This is a genomic window from Lewinellaceae bacterium, assembly GCA_020636105.1.
Lineage (GTDB): Bacteria > Bacteroidota > Bacteroidia > Chitinophagales > Saprospiraceae > BCD1.
The window spans coordinates 1150118-1169375 of record JACJYL010000002.1; the positions used below are offsets into that span (position 1 = coordinate 1150118).

Sequence of the window (19258 nt, forward strand, 5' to 3'; positions counted from 1 at the left end):
AACCTGCCTGACGACATCAGGAGGCAGGTTCGTAATTGAGTAAACAAGGTAAGGAAAGATTTGGTTTCCGGATTAGGACTTGCTTTTTTTTAACATCACTCTTTCAAATTTCATTTCAAAGAACAACTCTTTCCCCAATACGCCGGACTTCGCAGGAAAAATATTATATTAGCAGCAAGGAAGCCCACTGAGTTCCACAAATCAAAAAATCATGATCCACCGGGAAAAACTGCTGCAGTCCTTCATGAATCGCGAGAGCAAACACCGCGATATTTATCACGATATGATGCCATTTAAGGTGAAGGAAATCCTGCTGGTGGCCAATCTTTACGATGCTTTTTTTATCGAGCAGGAAGGGCGTTTTTCCGAGATCATGCTGTACGATTACGGGAGCATGAACCTTTCTTCCTTCCCCAGGATCACCGGGGTATCTACCAGGGAGGAGGCCTTTGAGCAGCTGGAAGAAAAAAATATCGACATGGTCATTCTCATGGTGGGACTGAACATGATGCGTTCCTTGGACATCAGCAAAAAGATAAAAGAGGCTTTCCCTGGCATGCCGGTTTTTGTTTTGCTCAACAACAATCAAAATGTAACCCTTTTTCAGCAATACCAAAAGAAAAATGTGTTCGATCAGTTGTTTGTCTGGAACGGTGAATCCCGGATTTTCTTCGCCATGATCAAATACCTGGAAGACCTTAAAAATGCCAAAAACGACACCTCCATTGCCGCGGTCCGGCAAATCCTGATTGTCGAGGATTCTCCGGTTTTTTATTCCTCCTTCCTCACGCATCTTTACCGGATCATCTATAAACAAACCAATGAAATCATTAACGATGTCAGTACGGATAACCTTTACAAGGTTCTGAAACTACGGGCAAGACCCAAGATTCTCCTGGCTTCCAACTTCGAAGATGCCATGGCGCTTTTCCATGAATACAAAGATTATATCTTTTGCCTGATCACGGATGTTCAGTACGAAAAAGAGGGCAAGATGAACAAGGATGCCGGTTTCGAACTGATTGATGCCATTACCAAAGAAAAACCGGATATTCCAACCATCGTACTTTCACAGGATGAAAGCAAAGGGGTGATCGCCCGGGAAAGAGGGATTTCCTTTATTGATAAGAATGCCCAGAATTTATATAAAGATCTGAAACATGTTGTCACACAAAAGATCGGTTTCGGCGCTTTTATTTTTAGAAACAGGGACGAAAATGAAATTGCCCGGGCCCGGAATATCAAAGAATTTGAAGAGTGCCTCAATAGCGTACCCGATGAATCGATTTTGTTTCATGGCGAAAAGGATCATTTTTCACTCTGGCTCATGGCGCGTGCGGAGATACAACTAGCGACAGTGCTGGTTGGAAAAAAAGCGAGTGAGTTTAAAAATGCGCATGAAATCAGGGAATATTTATTGAATTCAATAAGGTCTTACCGGGATGAACAACCTTCGGGCAAGGTAGTCCCCTTTGATGTGGAGGCCTGTAAAACGGAAGAAAATATTGTCACCCTCGTGGCCGGGTCTTATGGGGGCAAGGGCCGTGGACTGGCCTTCGTACATTCGCTTAAAGACAAATTTGTTTTCGAACGAGCCGTGGAAGGAATAAAAATACGGATTCCCAAAACATCTGTTATCGGCACCGATGAATTCGAGTCTTTCCTGGAACGCAACAATTTCATCTCTTTCAAAGAAAACCCTCCGGCATACGAAGAAGTCAAAAGGTTGTTCCTGGAGGCCCAGCTTTCCGATCCATTGAACAGCCGGCTCAGTATTCTGCTCGATCACTACATTAAACCGATGGCCATCCGGTCTTCCGGAACTTTTGAGGACAGTTTTTCCCAGCCTTTTGCCGGCATTTTCGAAACTTACATTTTACCGAATAACGCTCCCCAAAAAGCTGTACGTCTCAAGCAACTCCAGGATGCCATTAAGCTGGTTTTTGCTTCCGTATTTTCAGAAAAAGCCATCAATTACACCCTGGCACTGGATCAAAAACTCGGAGAAGAAAAGATGGCCATTGTCATCCAGGAGCTGGTCGGCAATGAATTCGACGGGTATTATTACCCGCATATCAGTGGCGTGGGGCAGTCCTATAATTTCTATCCCTTTGCGCATATGAAACCCGAAGAAGGTTTTGTGACGGCGGCCGTTGGGTTGGGGATTTACGTGGTGGAAGGAGAAGCGGCGTTCAGGTTTTCACCCAAATATCCAAAAACGCAATTCCTTTCTCTGGAGGATCAGGTGAAATATACCCAAACCTATTTTTACGCCGTTGACCTGAACAAAGAAAACCTAAACCTTGCCGAAGGCTCTATGAGCAGTCTTAAAAAGGTAGATATCTTTGAAGCCCGGGATCACGGTTCACTGGCGCATTGCGTATCGGTGTACGACAACAACAACAAAGCCATTTATCCGGGCCTCAAACATTTTGGGCCCATTGTCGTCAATTTTGCTTCCATCCTGAAATATGAATATGTGGCTTTGGCCAAAACCATTGAGATCATCCTGGGGCTCATTAAGGATGCCTTTGGCTCACCGGTAGAGATCGAATTTGCCGTCGATCTGAACAAGGACGCTGACGGGGATGCTTCGTTTTATATCCTCCAGGTAAAACCCATCATCCGGGCCGCAGAAACTTATAGTTTCAATTTCGATAAAATTCCCAAAGAAGATACTTTCCTTTTTGCGAACAGGGGAATGGGGAACGGAATTATTGAAGATCTTTCGGATTTTGTCTTTATCAAAAATGATGTTTTTGACAAAATAAGGACAGAGGAAATGGCCGAAGAAATTGCCCTCATAAACAAAAAACTGGTAAAGGAAGATCGGAAGTATATCCTCATCGGTCCCGGCCGATGGGGAACCCGCGACCGGTTTATCGGCATCCCGGTCAACTGGCCGCAAATCTCCAATGCAAAAGTCATCGTGGAAACCGAGCTCGAAGGTTTCCCGCTGGATGCCTCGTACGGCTCCCACTTTTTTCACAACCTGACGACCCTCAACATTGCCTACTTCTCTATCTCCCACAAACACGACAGCGATTTCATCCATTACTCCCTGCTGGAGGAAGGGGAACTGGTGGAAGAAACCACTTTTTTCAAACACGTCAGGTTTAATGACCCGGTATTGGTCAAGATCGACGGAAGAAAACGTATGGCGGTGATTCATAGGGAAAGGGGAAAGGGAAAAGGCTAAAGATTAAAGGCTAAAGATTAAAGGCTAAAGTATTGGTTACTAACTTAAAGAGGTAGTACATGCTTTAGCTTGTATGCCAAGGCAGGCTTGATTGTGTGGCAATGCTTCGGATAAATTTTCAAATCTAGTAAGTGGGCCATAAAAATCACTAATACGTGAACAATTCGCTTTTTATACCTCGAAAATGGTAAGTAGGTATAAAACAATTTAAAATAACTATCTGGACAAAATTAAACGAATAAAATTTAGGCACTCAGCTACACCGACCTTCAGGTCGGTGTAGTTTCAAACCAGATAAATTAAGGCCTTCAGGCCTTTATTGTTGGTAAATTCAATAATAAAAGGCCAGAAGGCCCGGGTTTTACTGATTACTACTTATGCCCCAACCTGAATGTCAGGATAGCTGAAAATAATTCAATATTCATTTAATTTTGCCCAGGAACTTACAACCAAATAGTTTACAATTCTATTTTTTCGTTCATTTATAAAACTTTTTTAGTTATATTTTTGCAATAAATAATTTTATTGATTACATTTGTATTGAAAACAAAACAAACACTCTTTCACTATCAGCACTATCCGGACACCAGATGAAGTCCTTATTTATTACTTACTAAAAACCAGGAAACGCGCTTTCCAAAAATTACCCGGAACCTCAAAACGGGTGATTTACCCGGAAAATCTATTTTAACCAGTTTGACACGCGCTGTACATTTGAGATCTGAAAAAAGGTATGGCAAAAACGAAAGCCTGTCGGAGCATCAGCTCTTGGACAGGCTTTCTTCGTTTTCAAGGCGGTGGGTTAATACAAGAGACATTGGTTTTTTGGGTACAAGAGGCGTAAACGTGTTTTTAAGGGTTATCTCTGTTAATCAGAGTCATAAATAGGACAATTTCAGGGCCACAGGATCAAAGAGAAACTGTTTGCCCCGGATATCAACCTGAAGTTTTCTTTCCGGGATTGAAGCCTTCTTTTTTTTGTCGAACGAAATCACCTTTACACCATGTTCCAAATCATCTTCATCAATAAGTACAATGAGAAAGGCATTCTCCTTACTGGTGACGAGCTTGTATGTGGCACGCAAGTGGTTTGCTTCCTGAAAAATGCTGTACTCCTTTGAGAGATTTTTCAGGAAATTTTTCGGGTTCTTTTCTGCCATAGCCAAATATTGGGGGGATTAAAAAATCATTTCTTTATTTTTGTAAGTATCGGTACATCTGGATTGGTTACATCCAGATCATATTCATCCGTATCTGAATCAATAAGATTAATAATCTGCGGGATGCCGTCGGCCATGCCCACTTCAATTTCATTAAAATTTCCCTGGAGCGTTATATCGCCTTCGTCGATAACAATGAAAACCCTGCTTTCATATTCAACCACCTTCATCGGTACCGCAACACCGTTCGCGTCCGTAAAAATTCCGCTGTAAATCTTATAAGGTTTCCGTGCCATTTGTCTTGTTTTTTAGGTTTATTAAGATTTTCGTTTTATTTCCACAAAATTCGGTCAACCGGAATAAACATACTTACCATATTTTCATTTATTTTAGGTTTCTAATATTTTAAAAAATTTGATTAAACATTTATAATCAATTACTTACAATGTTATTGTATAAAATCATATTTTTACTTATTTTAAATGTCGTTCCATTATGAATGCAAAGAAAAGGGAATAAATTGAAAAAAAATTACACATTTTTTGATAATTTTAGGTTTTTAAATTTAAAATAAATTTTCTTTTAAATTGATTATCAATACTTTATAAAAACCAAAGTAAATCATGGGAAAATCAACAGAGCTCTTTGAGTTGATAAAATCGTTCAATAAAGCCGAAAAAAAATATTTCAAGGCTTTTTCAAGCCAATTCAAGTCGGAGCAGGAACTAAGTTATGTGGAGTTATTTGATTTGATCGACGCGCAGGAGGAATACGATGAAACAAAAATTGAAGCACAGTTGAGCAACAGGGTATTCGCCAAAAATCTTTCCAACGGAAAAAACTATCTCTACCATTTTTTACTAAAGTGCCTGCACAATTTCCACTCAGGAAAATCGGTGCGAATTCAAATCCGGGAGTTATATATAAACGCTGCCCTGCTCACCGAAAGGAGATTGAACACACATGCTATAAAACTCCTTGCCAAAGCGGAAAAAATCGCACTTGAGTACGAGATGAACCACGAATTACTGACCATCAATTTATTACAAAGGCACCTTTTTAGAACGTTTACTGAAAAAAACGTAAAAGAAAGGATCCATAAACTTCATAATACCTTTAACCAGGCCATACGACAAATTGAAAGAGAGCACCTGCTGCAATCCCAATATGAGAACCTGTATATCATTCACCGCCCGAATAATACTCCGATAGAAGCACTGGACGAATTGTTCCAAAAATATCAGATAGTTATTGATGCCCTCATCCCCAAAGACCCGATTACTTTTAATGAATTATCTATACGTTGCTGGACCAATTCAACCTACTACCGCAGGAAAAAGAAATACAAAGAGGCGGCGGATAGTTATGAAATGCTGAACTTATATTTTGATCAGCACTCCCGGTTTAAGATCGAATACCAGGCTCGTTATATAAACTTTGTCAGTAATTTCATAGCCTTTTTATTATACAGTTTAGAGGACGAAGATTCGATAAAAAGGGCCTCCCAGCTCATCACAGAACTTGAAGGTACGGAACCCAGTAATAGCCAGTTGAGTATCCATAAGTACGACAATCTTTATTATTGCAAAATAATTTACTATACACGTGCAAAACAATTTGAAAAAGCCGTTGAACTCGCTCCTGAAGTATGGTCCTTTTTAATCAAATACCGGCAACAGCTATCGAAAACCCGAAAGATGTCCATTTATTATAATTACGCCTTTGCGATTTTCATGGCAGGGGAATATGAACTTTCGCTGGACTGGCTCGAATATTTGCTTGACAATTTTGATCCCAAAATCGTACCCGACACCACCTTTATGGCTCAGAGGTTGCAAATTATCAATCATTTCGAACTCAATAACGATATCCTGGTAGAGCATCTCATGCGCACCATTTTACGTAAATACAGAAACCCAAAATACGGGACAGTAATTGTGCCCACGATCAAGGTAATCAAGAAAATACTTCGTCAGCCCGCTTCAAAAAAAATCCTGTTACAAGACTATTGTAAGACATTGGAGTCCACTGCTTTGCTTGGGGATGTTAAGGAGTGGATCGATTATAAGTATAACCGAAAAGACTGAGTTTAATCTCCTGCCACTCTACCCTACCCTGAAAAATCTTACTCAATGCTTGATAAATTTCTTTCCCGTTACGGCTCCTTTTTCATTGACCAGGACAAAGGAATAAACTCCGGAAGGAAAGCCGGCCACATCAAATTCGGCCCAAAATTCACCTCCAGTGGGAATGATTTCTTTGGCCAACACCATTCGGCCCATAGCATCAAAAATTTTCACCTGCATGATCTCCCCAAAGTAGGTTTTATTTTTGGCGACGAGCTTATCCGAAACGGGATTGGGATATAGTGTTAAAGGCTCATTATCGGCGAATGAAAAGACGCCGGTAAAAACATCCAGTTTCCACAATTCATGCCCGGTAACCCCATCATTTGCCTGGAAAAACAGGATGTCATTGGAAACCGTCAAAAAGGATGGATCGCAACTGCCCACCGGATTGATATCGGCCACCATTAACGTGCCCTGGGTTGTCCCGTCGGTCATCCATAATTCTTTCCCGTGCGGCCCGTCGGTGGATTGAAAAAACAACCTGTCGTTAAAACCCGTAAGATAGTTAGGCGCTGAATTAGAGCTTCCCTGTGGATTGATATCCTTGACCAGTACCGTGCCTGCTTCGGTTCCATCTGATTTCCAGAGTTCATGTCCGGTCAGACCATCCGTGGCACTGAAAAACAAAGTTCCGTTGAAAGCAGTGAGGTGCTCAGGATTTGATCCAATGGCTTCGTTGATATTTCTCACCATTACCGTTCCGGTTTCAGTGCCGTCGCTTTTCCACAATTCCACGCCCGATACGCCATCTGTGGCATTAAAAAAAAGAGTGCCTTCCACATCCGTTAATTCCTGTGGATCAGAATTTCCATTAGGATTGATGTCTTTTACCAATTGGGTGCCTTCGGCCGTGCCATCAGATTTCCACAATTCAATTCCAGCTCCCGGGGCGGTCTTGGCCTGGAAATAAAGGAAGTCTCCTGATACGGTTAACTGCTGAGGTTCGGAACTTCCTGCCGGATTAATGTCGGCAACCATCTGAGTGCCTTCGGAAGTGCCGTCAGAGCGCCACAATTCACGCCCGTGACTCACATCCTCCGCAGAAAAATAGAGCATCCCGTTGTATTCGGTCAAAAACCGGGGGGCACTGCCTCCGCCAGGTAAAATATCTAAAACCATTCCTGTGCCGGAAAGCGTGCCGTCGGATGTCCAAAGTTCTATGCCATTTTGGCCGTCGTTGGCAGCGAAGTAGAGCATTCCGCCCATCCAGATAAGATATTCGGGGTCTGAACTGCCTTCCGGGTGAATATCGGAAACCAGGTAGGTGCCTTCGTCTGTACCGTCGGTAATCCAGATTTCATTGCCGGCGTTTCCATCATTTGCCATGAAAAACAACCCCGGTCCGGCCGGCGTTAGCCAGGACGGATCGCTACTGCCGTCGGGATTGATATCCAATACCATTTGGGTGCCCTCGGTGCTGCCGTCGGAACGCCACAGTTCATACCCGTGGGCCAGGTCATTTGCTCTAAAAAGCAACACCCCGTTCCAGTCGGTCAGCTCTTCTGGTTCAGCGCCTCCTGTGGGATGTATATTTTTAACCAGGACTGGCGTCTGGGTATACATGAAACATGGAAAAAAAACGAGAACCAGCAAGGATTGGATAAATGACTTTTTCATAACCTATTGTTGTTTTGTTACACGTAATTTCTACCAGGCACAAGCCATGGTACGGCGAATATAGCCTTGTCAGTATTTAGGTTAATATGAAAATTGATCTTTACCTGTTAAGAGAAAAAACTCCTCTTGTCAGCAGAATGGACACAAAGACAAACAGGGCCACCCCATTTGTCCTAAAAAACAGGCAGTCTGATGGTTTTCCCCAAAAAAATAAAATAACGCAGGGAAAATAAGCTCGTTCCAAAAGTATAAATCTCCTGTTCAACCCTCCCTGATAAAAATCACAAAAAAGAAATGATTTTCATCAGGTTTCCATAGTTTTAAATTTCTCCGGAAATCAGAAAATCTATTTGCTTCCAGGTTGCGATTCATGGAAATTTGCCGGAATATGCATTGAATCATCTCCTGGATAGGCATTACCTATTAAATTGTTGCTACCTTCGTCCTCAGTTAATGTGCAGAGGAATTGGACCATAAAAAATGGGTAAAATTTTTAGCCCATCCTGTTTTCAAGGACCGTGAGCTAAAATGGTCAGACTAGCCGGTTCCAAAAATTCCGCTTTGTCCGACAAACAAAAGAACACCAAAGCTGTTTAAACCTAGTGTATGACGAAAAATAAAAAAAAGCTGAACCTGTCCCTCTTATGGCGTGTCATGGCACTTGCCAAACCCTATCAGATGGTCTTTGCACTTGCCGGAGTATTAGCCATTGTGCTGGCTCCACTGTCTGTGGTACGCCCGCAATTGATGAAAGTCATGGTAGATGACTATATCGTATCAAAAGATATCAACGGACTACTTTTTATCGCCCTGATCGCTTTTGGAGTGTTGATCATCGAGGGCGTGGTGCGGTACAGTTTTATTTATTCCACCAGCTGGCTCGGTCAATCCGTTATTCGGGATCTTCGGGTGCGGGTTTTTAATAAGATCGTTTCGCTCCGGCTTTCCTACTTTGACAAAACACCGATTGGCACTTCAACCACGAGAACCATTAACGACATAGAAACCGTCAATGAAATTTTTTCCCGGGGAGTCATCACCATCATTGCCGATATTCTCGCCTTCGTTTGGGTATTGGGCGTCATGCTTTATACCAGCTGGCAATTAACCTTGATCTGTCTGACCGTGTTGCCTTTTCTCATTTATGCCAGTTATGTTTTCAAAGAAAAAGTAAAAGCATCTTATCAAATCGTCAGGACACAAATAGCCCGGATGAATGCTTTTTTACAGGAGCGCATTACGGGGATGAGGGTGGTACAGATTTTTAATGCCGAAGCCCAGGAAGCCCAGAAATTCCGCACTATCAACCGGGAATACACCCAGGCCAACCTCGATTCCATTTTGTATTATGCCGTATTTTTTCCGGTGGTGGAAATCATTGCAGCGGCTGCCCTGGGGCTCATGATCTGGTGGGGTGCTAAAGATATCCTTTCAGCAGGCGGAGTCACCGCGGGGGACATGGTAGCCTTCCCTATTTACCTGGACATGTTGTTCCGGCCCATACGCATGCTGGCGGATAAATTCAATAGTCTTCAAATGGGGCTTATCGCTTCGGAAAGGGTTTTTGACCTCCTCGACCGCGATGAATATATTGAAAACAAAGGTAAGCTTCAACCCAAAAGATTTGAAGGCAAGGTTGAATTTGATAATGTAGGCTTCAGTTATGATGATGAAAATTATATACTAAAAGGGCTCAATTTTGGCATAGAGCCCGGAAAAACCCTGGCTATTATCGGCAGCACCGGCTCCGGAAAATCAACCATCATCAATATCCTGAACCGGTTTTATGACATTCAAAAAGGCCATATTAAGGTGGATGGAAAAGATATTCGCGACTATGAATTATCTGCCTACCGGGAGCGCATCGCGGTAGTTTTACAGGATGTTTTCCTTTTTTCCGGCACTGTTCTGGAAAATATTACCCTCAGAAATGACTCCATCACCCGAAAGCAGGTCATCGATGCCTCTAAAATGATCGGAGCCCATGAATTTATCGAAAAATTGCCCGGGGGCTACGATTACCAGGTGATGGAAAGAGGCGCCACCCTTTCCATGGGCCAGCGCCAGTTGATCTCTTTTGTACGTGCGTTGGTATTCAACCCGGACATTCTTATCCTGGACGAGGCCACCTCATCGATCGACCCCGAGTCCGAATCGGTCATCCAGCACGCCATTGAAAAACTCATTGAAAAAAGAACGTCCATCATCATCGCCCACCGCCTGACTACCATCCGGAATGCGAGCAATATTATGGTACTCGAAAAAGGTAAGATCATTGAATTCGGGCCCCATGAAGAGCTCCTGAAATCAGAAGAGGGCCGCTACAGGGAACTGTATGAAATGCAGTTTTTGGAAACCCAGAAAATCTAATTAACCGCAAAATGTAAAACAAGGAATGTAAAACTTGTATACTGTCAAAGGGCAGTTGTTGAAAATTGCCCAAAGTTGAACTCAGTGAAATCCAAGTTTATCATCCAGTGAAGACATCTTCGTAGACAAAGTTTTCGAGGGTGAGTTAGGAGAAGCGTGTGAGAGTACAAAAAAATTCTTTATCACTGAAAGCATGGTATTCATCCTTTATGCATTTTTCTGAGCTGTTTTTATACTTGATGTAAAGATAGCGAACAGTTCTCCACATTCGTTCAGTTTTGGCAATACTTCAGCATCGTCAAAATATTTACATTGGAGTATTATTTTAAGGCAAACCTGAGTTTCTCGCAATTCTTTCAGGCATATTTTCATTTTATGGATAAAATCCTTTGAAGATTCGGCAGCCTGAGCTTCTCCATAATTCAAAGCAGGAGAAATCCCCGATCTGACCAATTGATTTCCGGTATGGTTCCCTGCAAAATCTTTAGGCAAGCTCTGTGATAACTTGAGTATACTTACTGCAAAATTGACGAGTCTGTCTTCGAGGTCGAAAATTCTTGTTTTCATTTTAAAAAATTTGGAGTTAAGGAATAATAATTACACCTTTCCTTCAAAAAAGGTTCCTCTTGGCTTTGAAATTTCTTATAAAACCAGAAATTAACTACCCTGATCTGGTTATTGCAGCCTGACCCAACTCACTCTCAAAACTCAAACACTTTTACATTTTAAATTACTTGTTTTACATTTTGCGGTTCAATGGGTTACACCCCTTCAACCTTTTTTATCAAAAAAAACCCGTCTTCTCCTTGTTTTTGGTACAATGGCATAAGAATATGCCCATTGACGGGAGCTGTAATCGCTCCATTTTTATCATAGGCGAGCACCTCTCCGGCCTTAATCTCCTGGAAATTATTGTAACCGGGCTTCATGATAAATTCATCTTCATCGGTAATATGATGACAGCTGATGAGTTCGGCAACCTTGGGCAGGTTTTTGGAATACTTGATCAATAATTCGTCATGGCGATTTTCGACGTCGCGCGCGCTTACACAACCGATGGTACGCATACAATTGATAATAGCGGCGATGGCCCGGTTTACTGACAGAAGATCTTCGTGTTGCCCGGATTCAAAAGAAACAGGCACCATTTCCCTGTCGAAATTTTCGGTATTAAAATAGTGAAGCGTTGTGCCCTGGATGCCCTGGAGCATTCCTTTGATCACAGGTGCATGCATTTCGACCCCGATCCTGACGCTTTCAGGATCATCTGCAGCAATCACAAAGATTCCGCCATGAGCGGTTGTGGTATGCAAATCAAGGACTACTACTTTTTCGGGTTGATACATCCCGATTTCCAATTCGATGGTTGTTATGAGTTCTTTGAGTTCTTGTTCTTCAGGATTCAAATCTTCAGGAGAGGTAATCTTAACTTTCTCAACCATTTCTTTCCGCCACATCCGGTTCAGATCCTGTTTCAGGTAGCGGGTGCCCGCTGCAATGGCCTTGAGGTTCCCCCTCAAACCGATCATCCTGCCCTTGAAGATAAAATCCGGATTAACCAGAGGCTCCCGGTCCAGAAGTTTAAAAATGACCTCCAGCGCTTTTACTCCGGCCAGTTCATTCCCGTGCATTCCCCCAAAACAAATGAATAGCGGCCCTTTTTCCTTTCCTGTGTATTCCCCAATGTATCGTTCCATAAAATTTGTCCCCCAAATGTGCTTATTCGAGGAAAATGCAAGATAATTTCTTCTCCTTACTTTTCTTAGTTTTAAGGACTAAAATTATGCCTTTCACGATACTGATGATGGATATAAACTACAGACGGATCCCGCTCCCCTTACTCCGTCACTTCAAAGGTCATGTTCAAATGGCTGAGTTGATTGTAAGGGGTGATCTGGCCGAAGTTGAGAAAGAGCACCACTTCGAGTCTGAAGTATTCTCCTGACATGAGGGACTTAACATTTTGAAGTCCCGGCTGGAGATCGATGATACGATTAGCCCGGCCATTGAGGTCTTCGATGTAAAATACGCCGTCCAACTGGGCCGTACAATCGTTTTGTTCGCTGGAGCAAACACGAATTTCAACTTCCTGGATATAATAATAATCACTATCATCAAAAGAGGTGATCCTGGCATTCAACGGATAAATGCCCCCAATACGGGATAAATCAGCATTATGCAGGTCAAGAAAACTTTGGAAATTGGTCTTCAGTTCAGGAAATTCAAAGATCAGGGCCTGGGAACCGTTGATTCCCGCAGGAATTTCGAATTCCAGGTTCTGGTAGCCCATTTCAAAAATACGCACCCTTTTCTCTTTCCGACAGGAAAAGAAAAGCAATACCACGATACTAAGCAGGCCAATTTTTTTCAACATGGGAGATTTCTTTATAAAACATCAACACGAAACATCCATTATTTATTGCCCGAACGGAAATTTACCGGCGTTGCACGACCAGCTTCCTGGTCAGGGCAAAATCGTCGGATTCAATATACAAAAAATAAATTCCATCCACCAAATTGCGGCTCCAGTCGAAATCAAAACGGTTAGCACCCGCGGGCAACCGCTCAGTGGTCCGGAAAAACAGCTGCTTACCAGCCAGATCGAACAGCTTGAAATCAACCTTAACTGCCGGAGATTCCAGATTGAGCTGCACGTGAAAGCTGTTGGTTACAGGCTGCGGCCAGACAGTGATTGCTGATGTGAAAATTTCAGGAGCCTCCGTTGCCGTAATGGAAGCATCGATAGATTCCAACACAAAAAGTCCCGATTGCATATCGGACACCAGAATGTTTCCGGAAGGCAGATACGGATATACGCCCCAGGCTCCTTTAAAACCGGCAGCATCGGGCCCGGAATAAGTGTCGTAATAATATACCCGTACAGGGTGCTCCGGGTCGGAAATATCATATACCTGAACCCCGTCATAATAATAGGAAACATAAAGATAATTCCCCCGAACCAGCAAATTATGGGGAATGGAGGTCTGGGCCGGGGATTCCGCATCAAAAGTATTGACGACGTACATATCATTATGATCTTCTACGTTGACCACTTTCAGGTCCATCCCATGGGTTTCATCCCCCAGGTAATAATAAGGCAGCGATTCATGCATCCAGCCAGAGTGATTGTACCCCTGCTGTTCGTAAATGGTCATATTTCCCAGCAATTCCGGGTTTTCGATATCGGTCAGATCAACCACCCACAAGCCACTGTTTCCGCAATTCAAAAAAGCAGTATCCCCACGAACATAAAGGTCATGAGTATAGGGAACATCCAGCTTTCCATTGGGGAAAGAAGCGATCAAAACGGGATTTACCGGATCTTCAAGGGAAAGTACTTTTATCCCTGCGCTTCCCGTTGCATAAAGCCGTGCAGCCGTGGAATCGATGAAAATATTATGTGCCTTTTGAAAAAACTGGTCGCTGTCATAAACCAGAAGTGCCGTGTCCGGCAAATGTGTCATGTCGATGATCTGCAGTGAACTGGGGCCTTCATCCGCTACGGTGTAAAGATACCCGTGGTAATCATGGTAATCCCTGTGAATGATATTGGCCCCTGCCACCAACCCGGGTACAAACGCGCTTTCAATTTCATAACTGTTCACAGGATCGGTAACATCGATAAAATGCACCCCTTCCGTAGAGCCTATAATGCCTATTTCCAGGCCATTGATGGCCACCCCCCATACTTCGTTATAACGCCCTCCCGGCCAGTTGTTAACAATGAGCGTGGTATCGTTCCAGTTGTATAAAAGATTGGCTTGCTGGGCCTGGCCTGACAGCATGAAGGGCAAAAACAAAACCAAAAAGGGTTGGATCAGATTTTTCATTTGTTTAAAAATTTATTAATATTTTAAAAATGAAGTGATTAACAAATTTTAAAACAAATGTAACCACTTCGTTCCTGCCTGCTGACCGCAGGAAGGCAGGTTCGCATAAACTTTTTTAATCATAGGTGAATGGTATGTTTAATAAAGTTTATGCTCATTTCATGAATAATTTTTCTTTTTAACCGCACACTACACGGCTCATTATTTGTTCGGGTTGCGAAATTAAAATAATTTCCAAAAAAAACTGAATCGTAGAAAGGATACTGACTGTTGAACGACAGAAAAATGGAAGGTGCCCCACAAAGGAATCTTTATCCAATGGGCAGAAGTGATCCTGTTGGGTTATGCTAAAAAGTGAGGGGGAGTTCCCAAAAAACTCGAATAAAATACTTATTTACTGATGTTACGCGGACAGATCCAATAATAAATTATTTTGATTCTTTTTGGAAAATGGTTCTCGCCCGAATATCAGATAGGCACGTTGCTTTTAGCTTTTGAAATGCCTGTTTTAGATGTGTTCATTTTGAATCCTTTATCTTTTTTTCCGGCCAAAAAAAGATAGAAAAAAGGCCTGGAAATAATCAGAACCCTTCCCGGAATTAATTTAAAACAGAGTTAACGCGTAACGTCAGTTATTTAGATAAACGGGGCATGATGCTATAATACCTCTCCATATATTTCAAAAAACATATTTGAGAAAAGCCGAAAATACCGGAGAAAAAACAACTGCTAAAGGGATAACATGAAATTTATGTGCCAATACATGGATAAAAATCCACATTTTATACCGAATAAAATTTAAAAAAATTAAAAGTTTGCCGGTTATTTATTTCTTTGCAACAAAATATTCCTACTTTTAAACCTGAACATTGACGAGCCCAAATATGGTCGATCGAATCAAAAAAAAATAATAAAAACTCATGGGTGAACAGAGAGTTACCATTGCCAATGAAGAGGCAGTAATGCAGGAATTTGTCAAAAATCTTTTACGGGATGTAGAAGCCCTTGAATACATGCTCGATAACAAATGGTTCGAAACAGATACCATCCGGATCGGGGCGGAACAGGAAATGTGCCTGGTATATTCGGACACCTATAAACCGGCTCCGCTGGCGATGGAAGCCCTGGCGCAAATGCCAAATTACAACTGGGTAGAAACGGAGCTGGCCAAATTCAACCTGGAAACGAACCTTAAACCCCGAGAATTTAAAGGCAAATGCCTCAGTCAGATGGAGCATGAACTGGTAACCAATCTGGATAAGATCAGGAAAAAGGTCGCTCCCTTGAATTCGGATATTATTTTGACCGGCATCCTGGCTACCCTGCATAAAAGAGATCTTGATTACGACAATCTCACTCCCCTGCCCCGTTACAGGGCGCTGATGGATGCCTTAAAATCACAACTGATTGGCGAGCAGTTTGAATTAAGGCTCACCGGAATTGACGAGATCCTGGTCAAACACAATACGCCCATGCTGGAAGCCTGCAATACCAGTTTCCAGGTGCACTTACAGGTCACGCCGGATTCTTTTGTAAAAATGCACAATATTGCCCAGATGCTGGCAGCCCCGGTTATGGCGATTGGCGCCAATTCTCCTATCGTTTTCGGAAAACGAGTATGGCATGAATCCCGGATCGCCCTATTCCAGCAAGCCATTGATGTTCGTACTTCTCATGACCATATGCGCGAGCGGAGCCCCAGGGTAAGTTTCGGTTCCGGATGGACGGAGGATTCCGTTATGGAAATTTACAAAGAAGATATCGCACGCTTCAGGGTTCTGCTGGCAGCGGAACTCCAGGAGGATGCGCTGAAGTCGATCAAAGAAGGGATAACACCAAAATTAAGAGCATTACAGGTGCACAACTCCACCGTGTACCGCTGGAACCGGCCTTGTTATGGCATCAGTGAAAATGGAAAACCTCACCTGCGTATTGAGGCCCGTGTATTGCCAGCTGGCCCTACCGTTTTGGATGAAGTAGCCAATGCCGCTTTCTGGTTAGGGAGCATGATCGGTCTGGCCAACAAATACGATGATATCCGGGATCTCATAGAATGGGAAAATGTAAGGGATAATTTTGCCAAAGCAGCCCGATTTGGGATAGACACCAAATTTACCTGGATGAACGACAGGAAGGTCAGTGCCTGTGACCTGGTATTGGAGCTGCTGCCTATCGCCCGGGAAGGACTGGAAAGTAAAAAGGTGGATCCGGCAGATATTGATAAATACCTGGGCATCATTGAAGAACGCGCCAAAAAACAAATGACAGGTGCGCGCTGGCAATTGAGGGCCTACACCAAATTGATCAAGGAAGTAGAAAGAGATGAAGCACTAACAATATTGACCGCCTCTATTATTAAAAATCAAAAGGAAGGAAGTCCTGTACACAACTGGCCTATGCCCGAAAAAGATGATCTCGACGTTTACCGGCCCTCAATTTTGCGGGTGGAAGAATTTATGGTGACTGACCTTTTCACCGTCCAGCAGGACGACCTGATCGAAATGGTTGCCGAACTGATGAACTGGAAAAGAATCCGGCATATGCCCGTGGAAGATGCTAAAGGAAATCTCGTCGGTTTGATCACCTCGCGTACCTTGCTGAAACATTTTACCAAGCAATATCTCAGCGGAATCAAAGAAAATACTACTGCCAAAGATATTATGCAGGTCAAACCGATCACCATTGATCCAGAGGCGACCATCGTTGAGGCGATGCGCAAAATGAAAGAGAACAAAATCGGTTGTCTCCCGGTGGTCAAAAAAGGAGAACTTATCGGTATGATTACAGAAATGGATTTCCTCAGAATATCCGGGAGACTTATTGAACGTCAGGAGAACAAGAGGAATAAAAAATAATTCATAGCGCTAATCAGGTGGCTCCTCAACCCTTGATTTGTATTTATTGTAAATAAAAAAACAAACACATGTCATTCCATCAAAACAAACGCCCCCTGTCCGTTGTATTTTCAATCATTGTTTTCGCCTTTTTATTTACCGCCTGTTCCGGCAACAATTCCAAACCGGAGCAAACGGCCCCGGAGAATCCCCCGGGAAAAATGACGACGAAAGACGGCTTAAATGAAATTAATAAAACTCGCGACCATACCCTTTATGCAAAGATGCAGGATGGGCAGGTCGTAGGCTGGGAAGTCCAGGATAATGATGGAAAACCCGTTGATATCACCTTTAAAAAGGAAGAAACCCCTGGTTCCGGAGTCTTCAAATGTCTGGCTTGCATTGAAAAGACCAACGATGACAATACCACCGTGACCAAATGCTGGGAAATCCCATGTGCCTCCATGCCTGATATTCCGGCAACGGAGGAGCCAAAGGCCACTCAGTAAAAATACGCGTTAGCCTCTGTTTCTGCCTGCTAAAACCTTAATGCAATGATATCACCGTATCATTTCGATTCCTGATCTCTTTGAATCACAATCCCGATCTGGTCCACCTTCAGGTTTTTCCCAATGATGGTTCTGTCAGGATTGAGCACATAAATTTCAGGGGTATTATCGACGTAATACTTTGCGTAAATAGACTTGTTTGTGGGGTCAAAAACATGAATTCCCGGCAATCCGCTCGTCCGGATAAAATTTTTCCATTGGGCTTCATCCGTATCCAAAGCAATAGTAAAGACTTCCAGGCCTTTATTTTTCCATTCATTATAAAACCGCACGAGTTTGGGACTTTCTTCCTGGCAATGTTCGCATTCAGGATTGAACATGAATATTACGATATATGGAGCCGTAATTTCATAAATGGATCTCATCTGCCCGTTGATGTCCTTGGTTTTGACATCCGGTCCTTTTTTACCGAGCAGACTTCCTGCCATTTCATTTGCCCGCGTTTGCAAGGCTCTTATCTGCAGGGAATCTGCCCAAAAAGCACGTTGATAAGTAAAATAATTTTGGACCATAAACACATAAACGGCTTCCGGATCCATCAGGGTAGTTTTGGTCGGTTCGTATTTTATAGTAATCGCATTGGCGAAATATTTGAAATACTCAGGATATTCGAGCACCTGATCCACGAGAGCTTTGGCGGATTTAATAATAGAATCCTGATTTTGAGGTGTAATTTCGCTTATATACCGGTTCAGTTTATTGCTGATAACCGGAGTGTAAAGCAACCTTTCATCACTAAAATCGACATCCTTCCAAAATTCCTTTCGGTAGAGATAAACCTGCGTGGCATTATCCACTGTGCCGTCAGCCTTTCTCACATCCCTGACTTCAGGATTTTGTCCCGCTTTTTTGAAGATGGTAAAAAAGCTTTGAGGATATTTAGCATAAATTTCATCCAGATGGATCTTTCGTTCTTCCAGCAGCTTTTTTTCCCGGGCCTTCAAAGCATCAAATTCGGGGCTGCCCTCCTTGTGTGATTTCAATTGATTGGCAATATCATTAAACGCTGGCTGCTGTGCCGCCTGGAAATTCAGGTTTTTATACAATAATTCGTTATCTAAACTGCCTTCGACTTTCAATGATTCATAAATGGAATTCGCATTGGTGGTCATGGTAAACGTCTGATCCTTATCGATGAGCATCTGAATCGTCTTGTTACCGGGAAACCATGCCAGGTAGAATCCTGCCGGATAAGGTTCTTCCCGTGAGAAAACTAATTTGCCGGTTCCGTCTATTTGTGCCGAATCCAGACGGTATTGCTGATCCGTAAAAATACCGATCAGGTAAGACTGGCCGGAAGTTAACCCTTCCACCTGTATCACAATATTGGGAGATTCAGCCTTTTCTCCTGTGGCCGGTTCATTGGCCTGGGATTCACACGCCAGGAATAATACCGCAAGGGAAAACATTACAAAGTATCTCATAATTAAAAATTTGGCTGCCAAATTAAAAAAATATGTTCAAAGCAACACCACTATTACACTCAAAAAAAAGAGCCTGTTGCCAGGCTCTTCCTAATTCTCGATTTTCTATTTCAAAAAAATTGTTCC

At 42.8% G+C, this 19258-nt stretch carries 13 protein-coding genes; 5 read left to right on the plus strand and 8 right to left on the minus strand.

Annotation, left to right across the window (positions count from 1 at the left end):
- Positions 1-211: 211 nt before the first annotated feature.
- On the plus strand, positions 212-3199 hold the full coding sequence (locus H6571_21645; protein ID MCB9326358.1) for a pyruvate, phosphate dikinase: 2988 nt from the start codon (positions 212-214) through the stop codon (positions 3197-3199).
- 878 nt (positions 3200-4077) lie between these two features.
- On the opposite strand, the gene H6571_21650 is transcribed toward H6571_21645, so the two are convergent.
- The gene (locus H6571_21650; protein ID MCB9326359.1) at positions 4078-4359 is read right to left on the minus strand and encodes a hypothetical protein; all 282 of its coding nucleotides are present in this window, start codon (positions 4357-4359) and stop codon (positions 4078-4080) included.
- Between the two features lie 26 nt (positions 4360-4385).
- Positions 4386-4655 (minus strand): hypothetical protein, encoded by a 270-nt coding sequence (locus H6571_21655; protein MCB9326360.1) that lies wholly within the window; start codon positions 4653-4655, stop codon positions 4386-4388.
- A gap of 327 nt (positions 4656-4982) precedes the next feature.
- Here H6571_21655 and H6571_21660 point away from each other — a divergent pair, with 327 nt between their 5' ends.
- Positions 4983-6446 (plus strand): hypothetical protein, encoded by a 1464-nt coding sequence (locus tag H6571_21660; protein ID MCB9326361.1) that lies wholly within the window; start codon positions 4983-4985, stop codon positions 6444-6446.
- Positions 6447-6488: 42 nt separating this feature from the next.
- Here H6571_21660 and H6571_21665 read toward each other — a convergent pair whose 3' ends face one another.
- Positions 6489-8105 (minus strand): T9SS type A sorting domain-containing protein, encoded by a 1617-nt coding sequence (locus tag H6571_21665; protein MCB9326362.1) that lies wholly within the window; start codon positions 8103-8105, stop codon positions 6489-6491.
- Positions 8106-8711: 606 nt separating this feature from the next.
- Here H6571_21665 and H6571_21670 point away from each other — a divergent pair.
- Positions 8712-10475 carry an ABC transporter ATP-binding protein gene (locus H6571_21670; GenBank protein MCB9326363.1) on the plus strand — a complete coding sequence of 588 codons (1764 nt, stop codon included), beginning with the start codon at positions 8712-8714 and terminating at the stop codon, positions 10473-10475.
- A gap of 207 nt (positions 10476-10682) precedes the next feature.
- Here the strand turns inward: H6571_21670 and H6571_21675 are convergent, their stop codons facing one another.
- The 4 genes from H6571_21675 to H6571_21690 all read right to left on the minus strand — a co-directional run bounded on the left by H6571_21675 (position 10683) and on the right by H6571_21690 (position 14305).
- The gene (locus H6571_21675) at positions 10683-11042 is read right to left on the minus strand and encodes a four helix bundle protein (GenBank protein ID MCB9326364.1); all 360 of its coding nucleotides are present in this window, start codon (positions 11040-11042) and stop codon (positions 10683-10685) included.
- Positions 11043-11236: 194 nt separating this feature from the next.
- Positions 11237-12172 (minus strand): succinylglutamate desuccinylase/aspartoacylase family protein, encoded by a 936-nt coding sequence (locus H6571_21680; GenBank protein ID MCB9326365.1) that lies wholly within the window; start codon positions 12170-12172, stop codon positions 11237-11239.
- A 140-nt stretch (positions 12173-12312) separates the two neighbouring features.
- Positions 12313-12849, minus strand: coding sequence for a hypothetical protein (locus tag H6571_21685; protein ID MCB9326366.1), 537 nt, complete (start codon positions 12847-12849; stop codon positions 12313-12315).
- A gap of 61 nt (positions 12850-12910) precedes the next feature.
- Positions 12911-14305, minus strand: coding sequence for a choice-of-anchor B family protein (locus H6571_21690; GenBank protein MCB9326367.1), 1395 nt, complete (start codon positions 14303-14305; stop codon positions 12911-12913).
- Between the two features lie 920 nt (positions 14306-15225).
- Here H6571_21690 and H6571_21695 point away from each other — a divergent pair.
- Positions 15226-17160, plus strand: coding sequence for a CBS domain-containing protein (locus tag H6571_21695; GenBank protein ID MCB9326368.1), 1935 nt, complete (start codon positions 15226-15228; stop codon positions 17158-17160).
- A gap of 68 nt (positions 17161-17228) precedes the next feature.
- Positions 17229-17648, plus strand: coding sequence for a hypothetical protein (locus tag H6571_21700; GenBank protein ID MCB9326369.1), 420 nt, complete (start codon positions 17229-17231; stop codon positions 17646-17648).
- Positions 17649-17707: 59 nt separating this feature from the next.
- Here the strand turns inward: H6571_21700 and H6571_21705 are convergent, their stop codons facing one another.
- Entirely contained in the window at positions 17708-19132 is a 1425-nt protein-coding gene (locus tag H6571_21705) for a redoxin domain-containing protein (protein MCB9326370.1), read from the minus strand.
- Positions 19133-19258 lie beyond the last annotated feature (126 nt).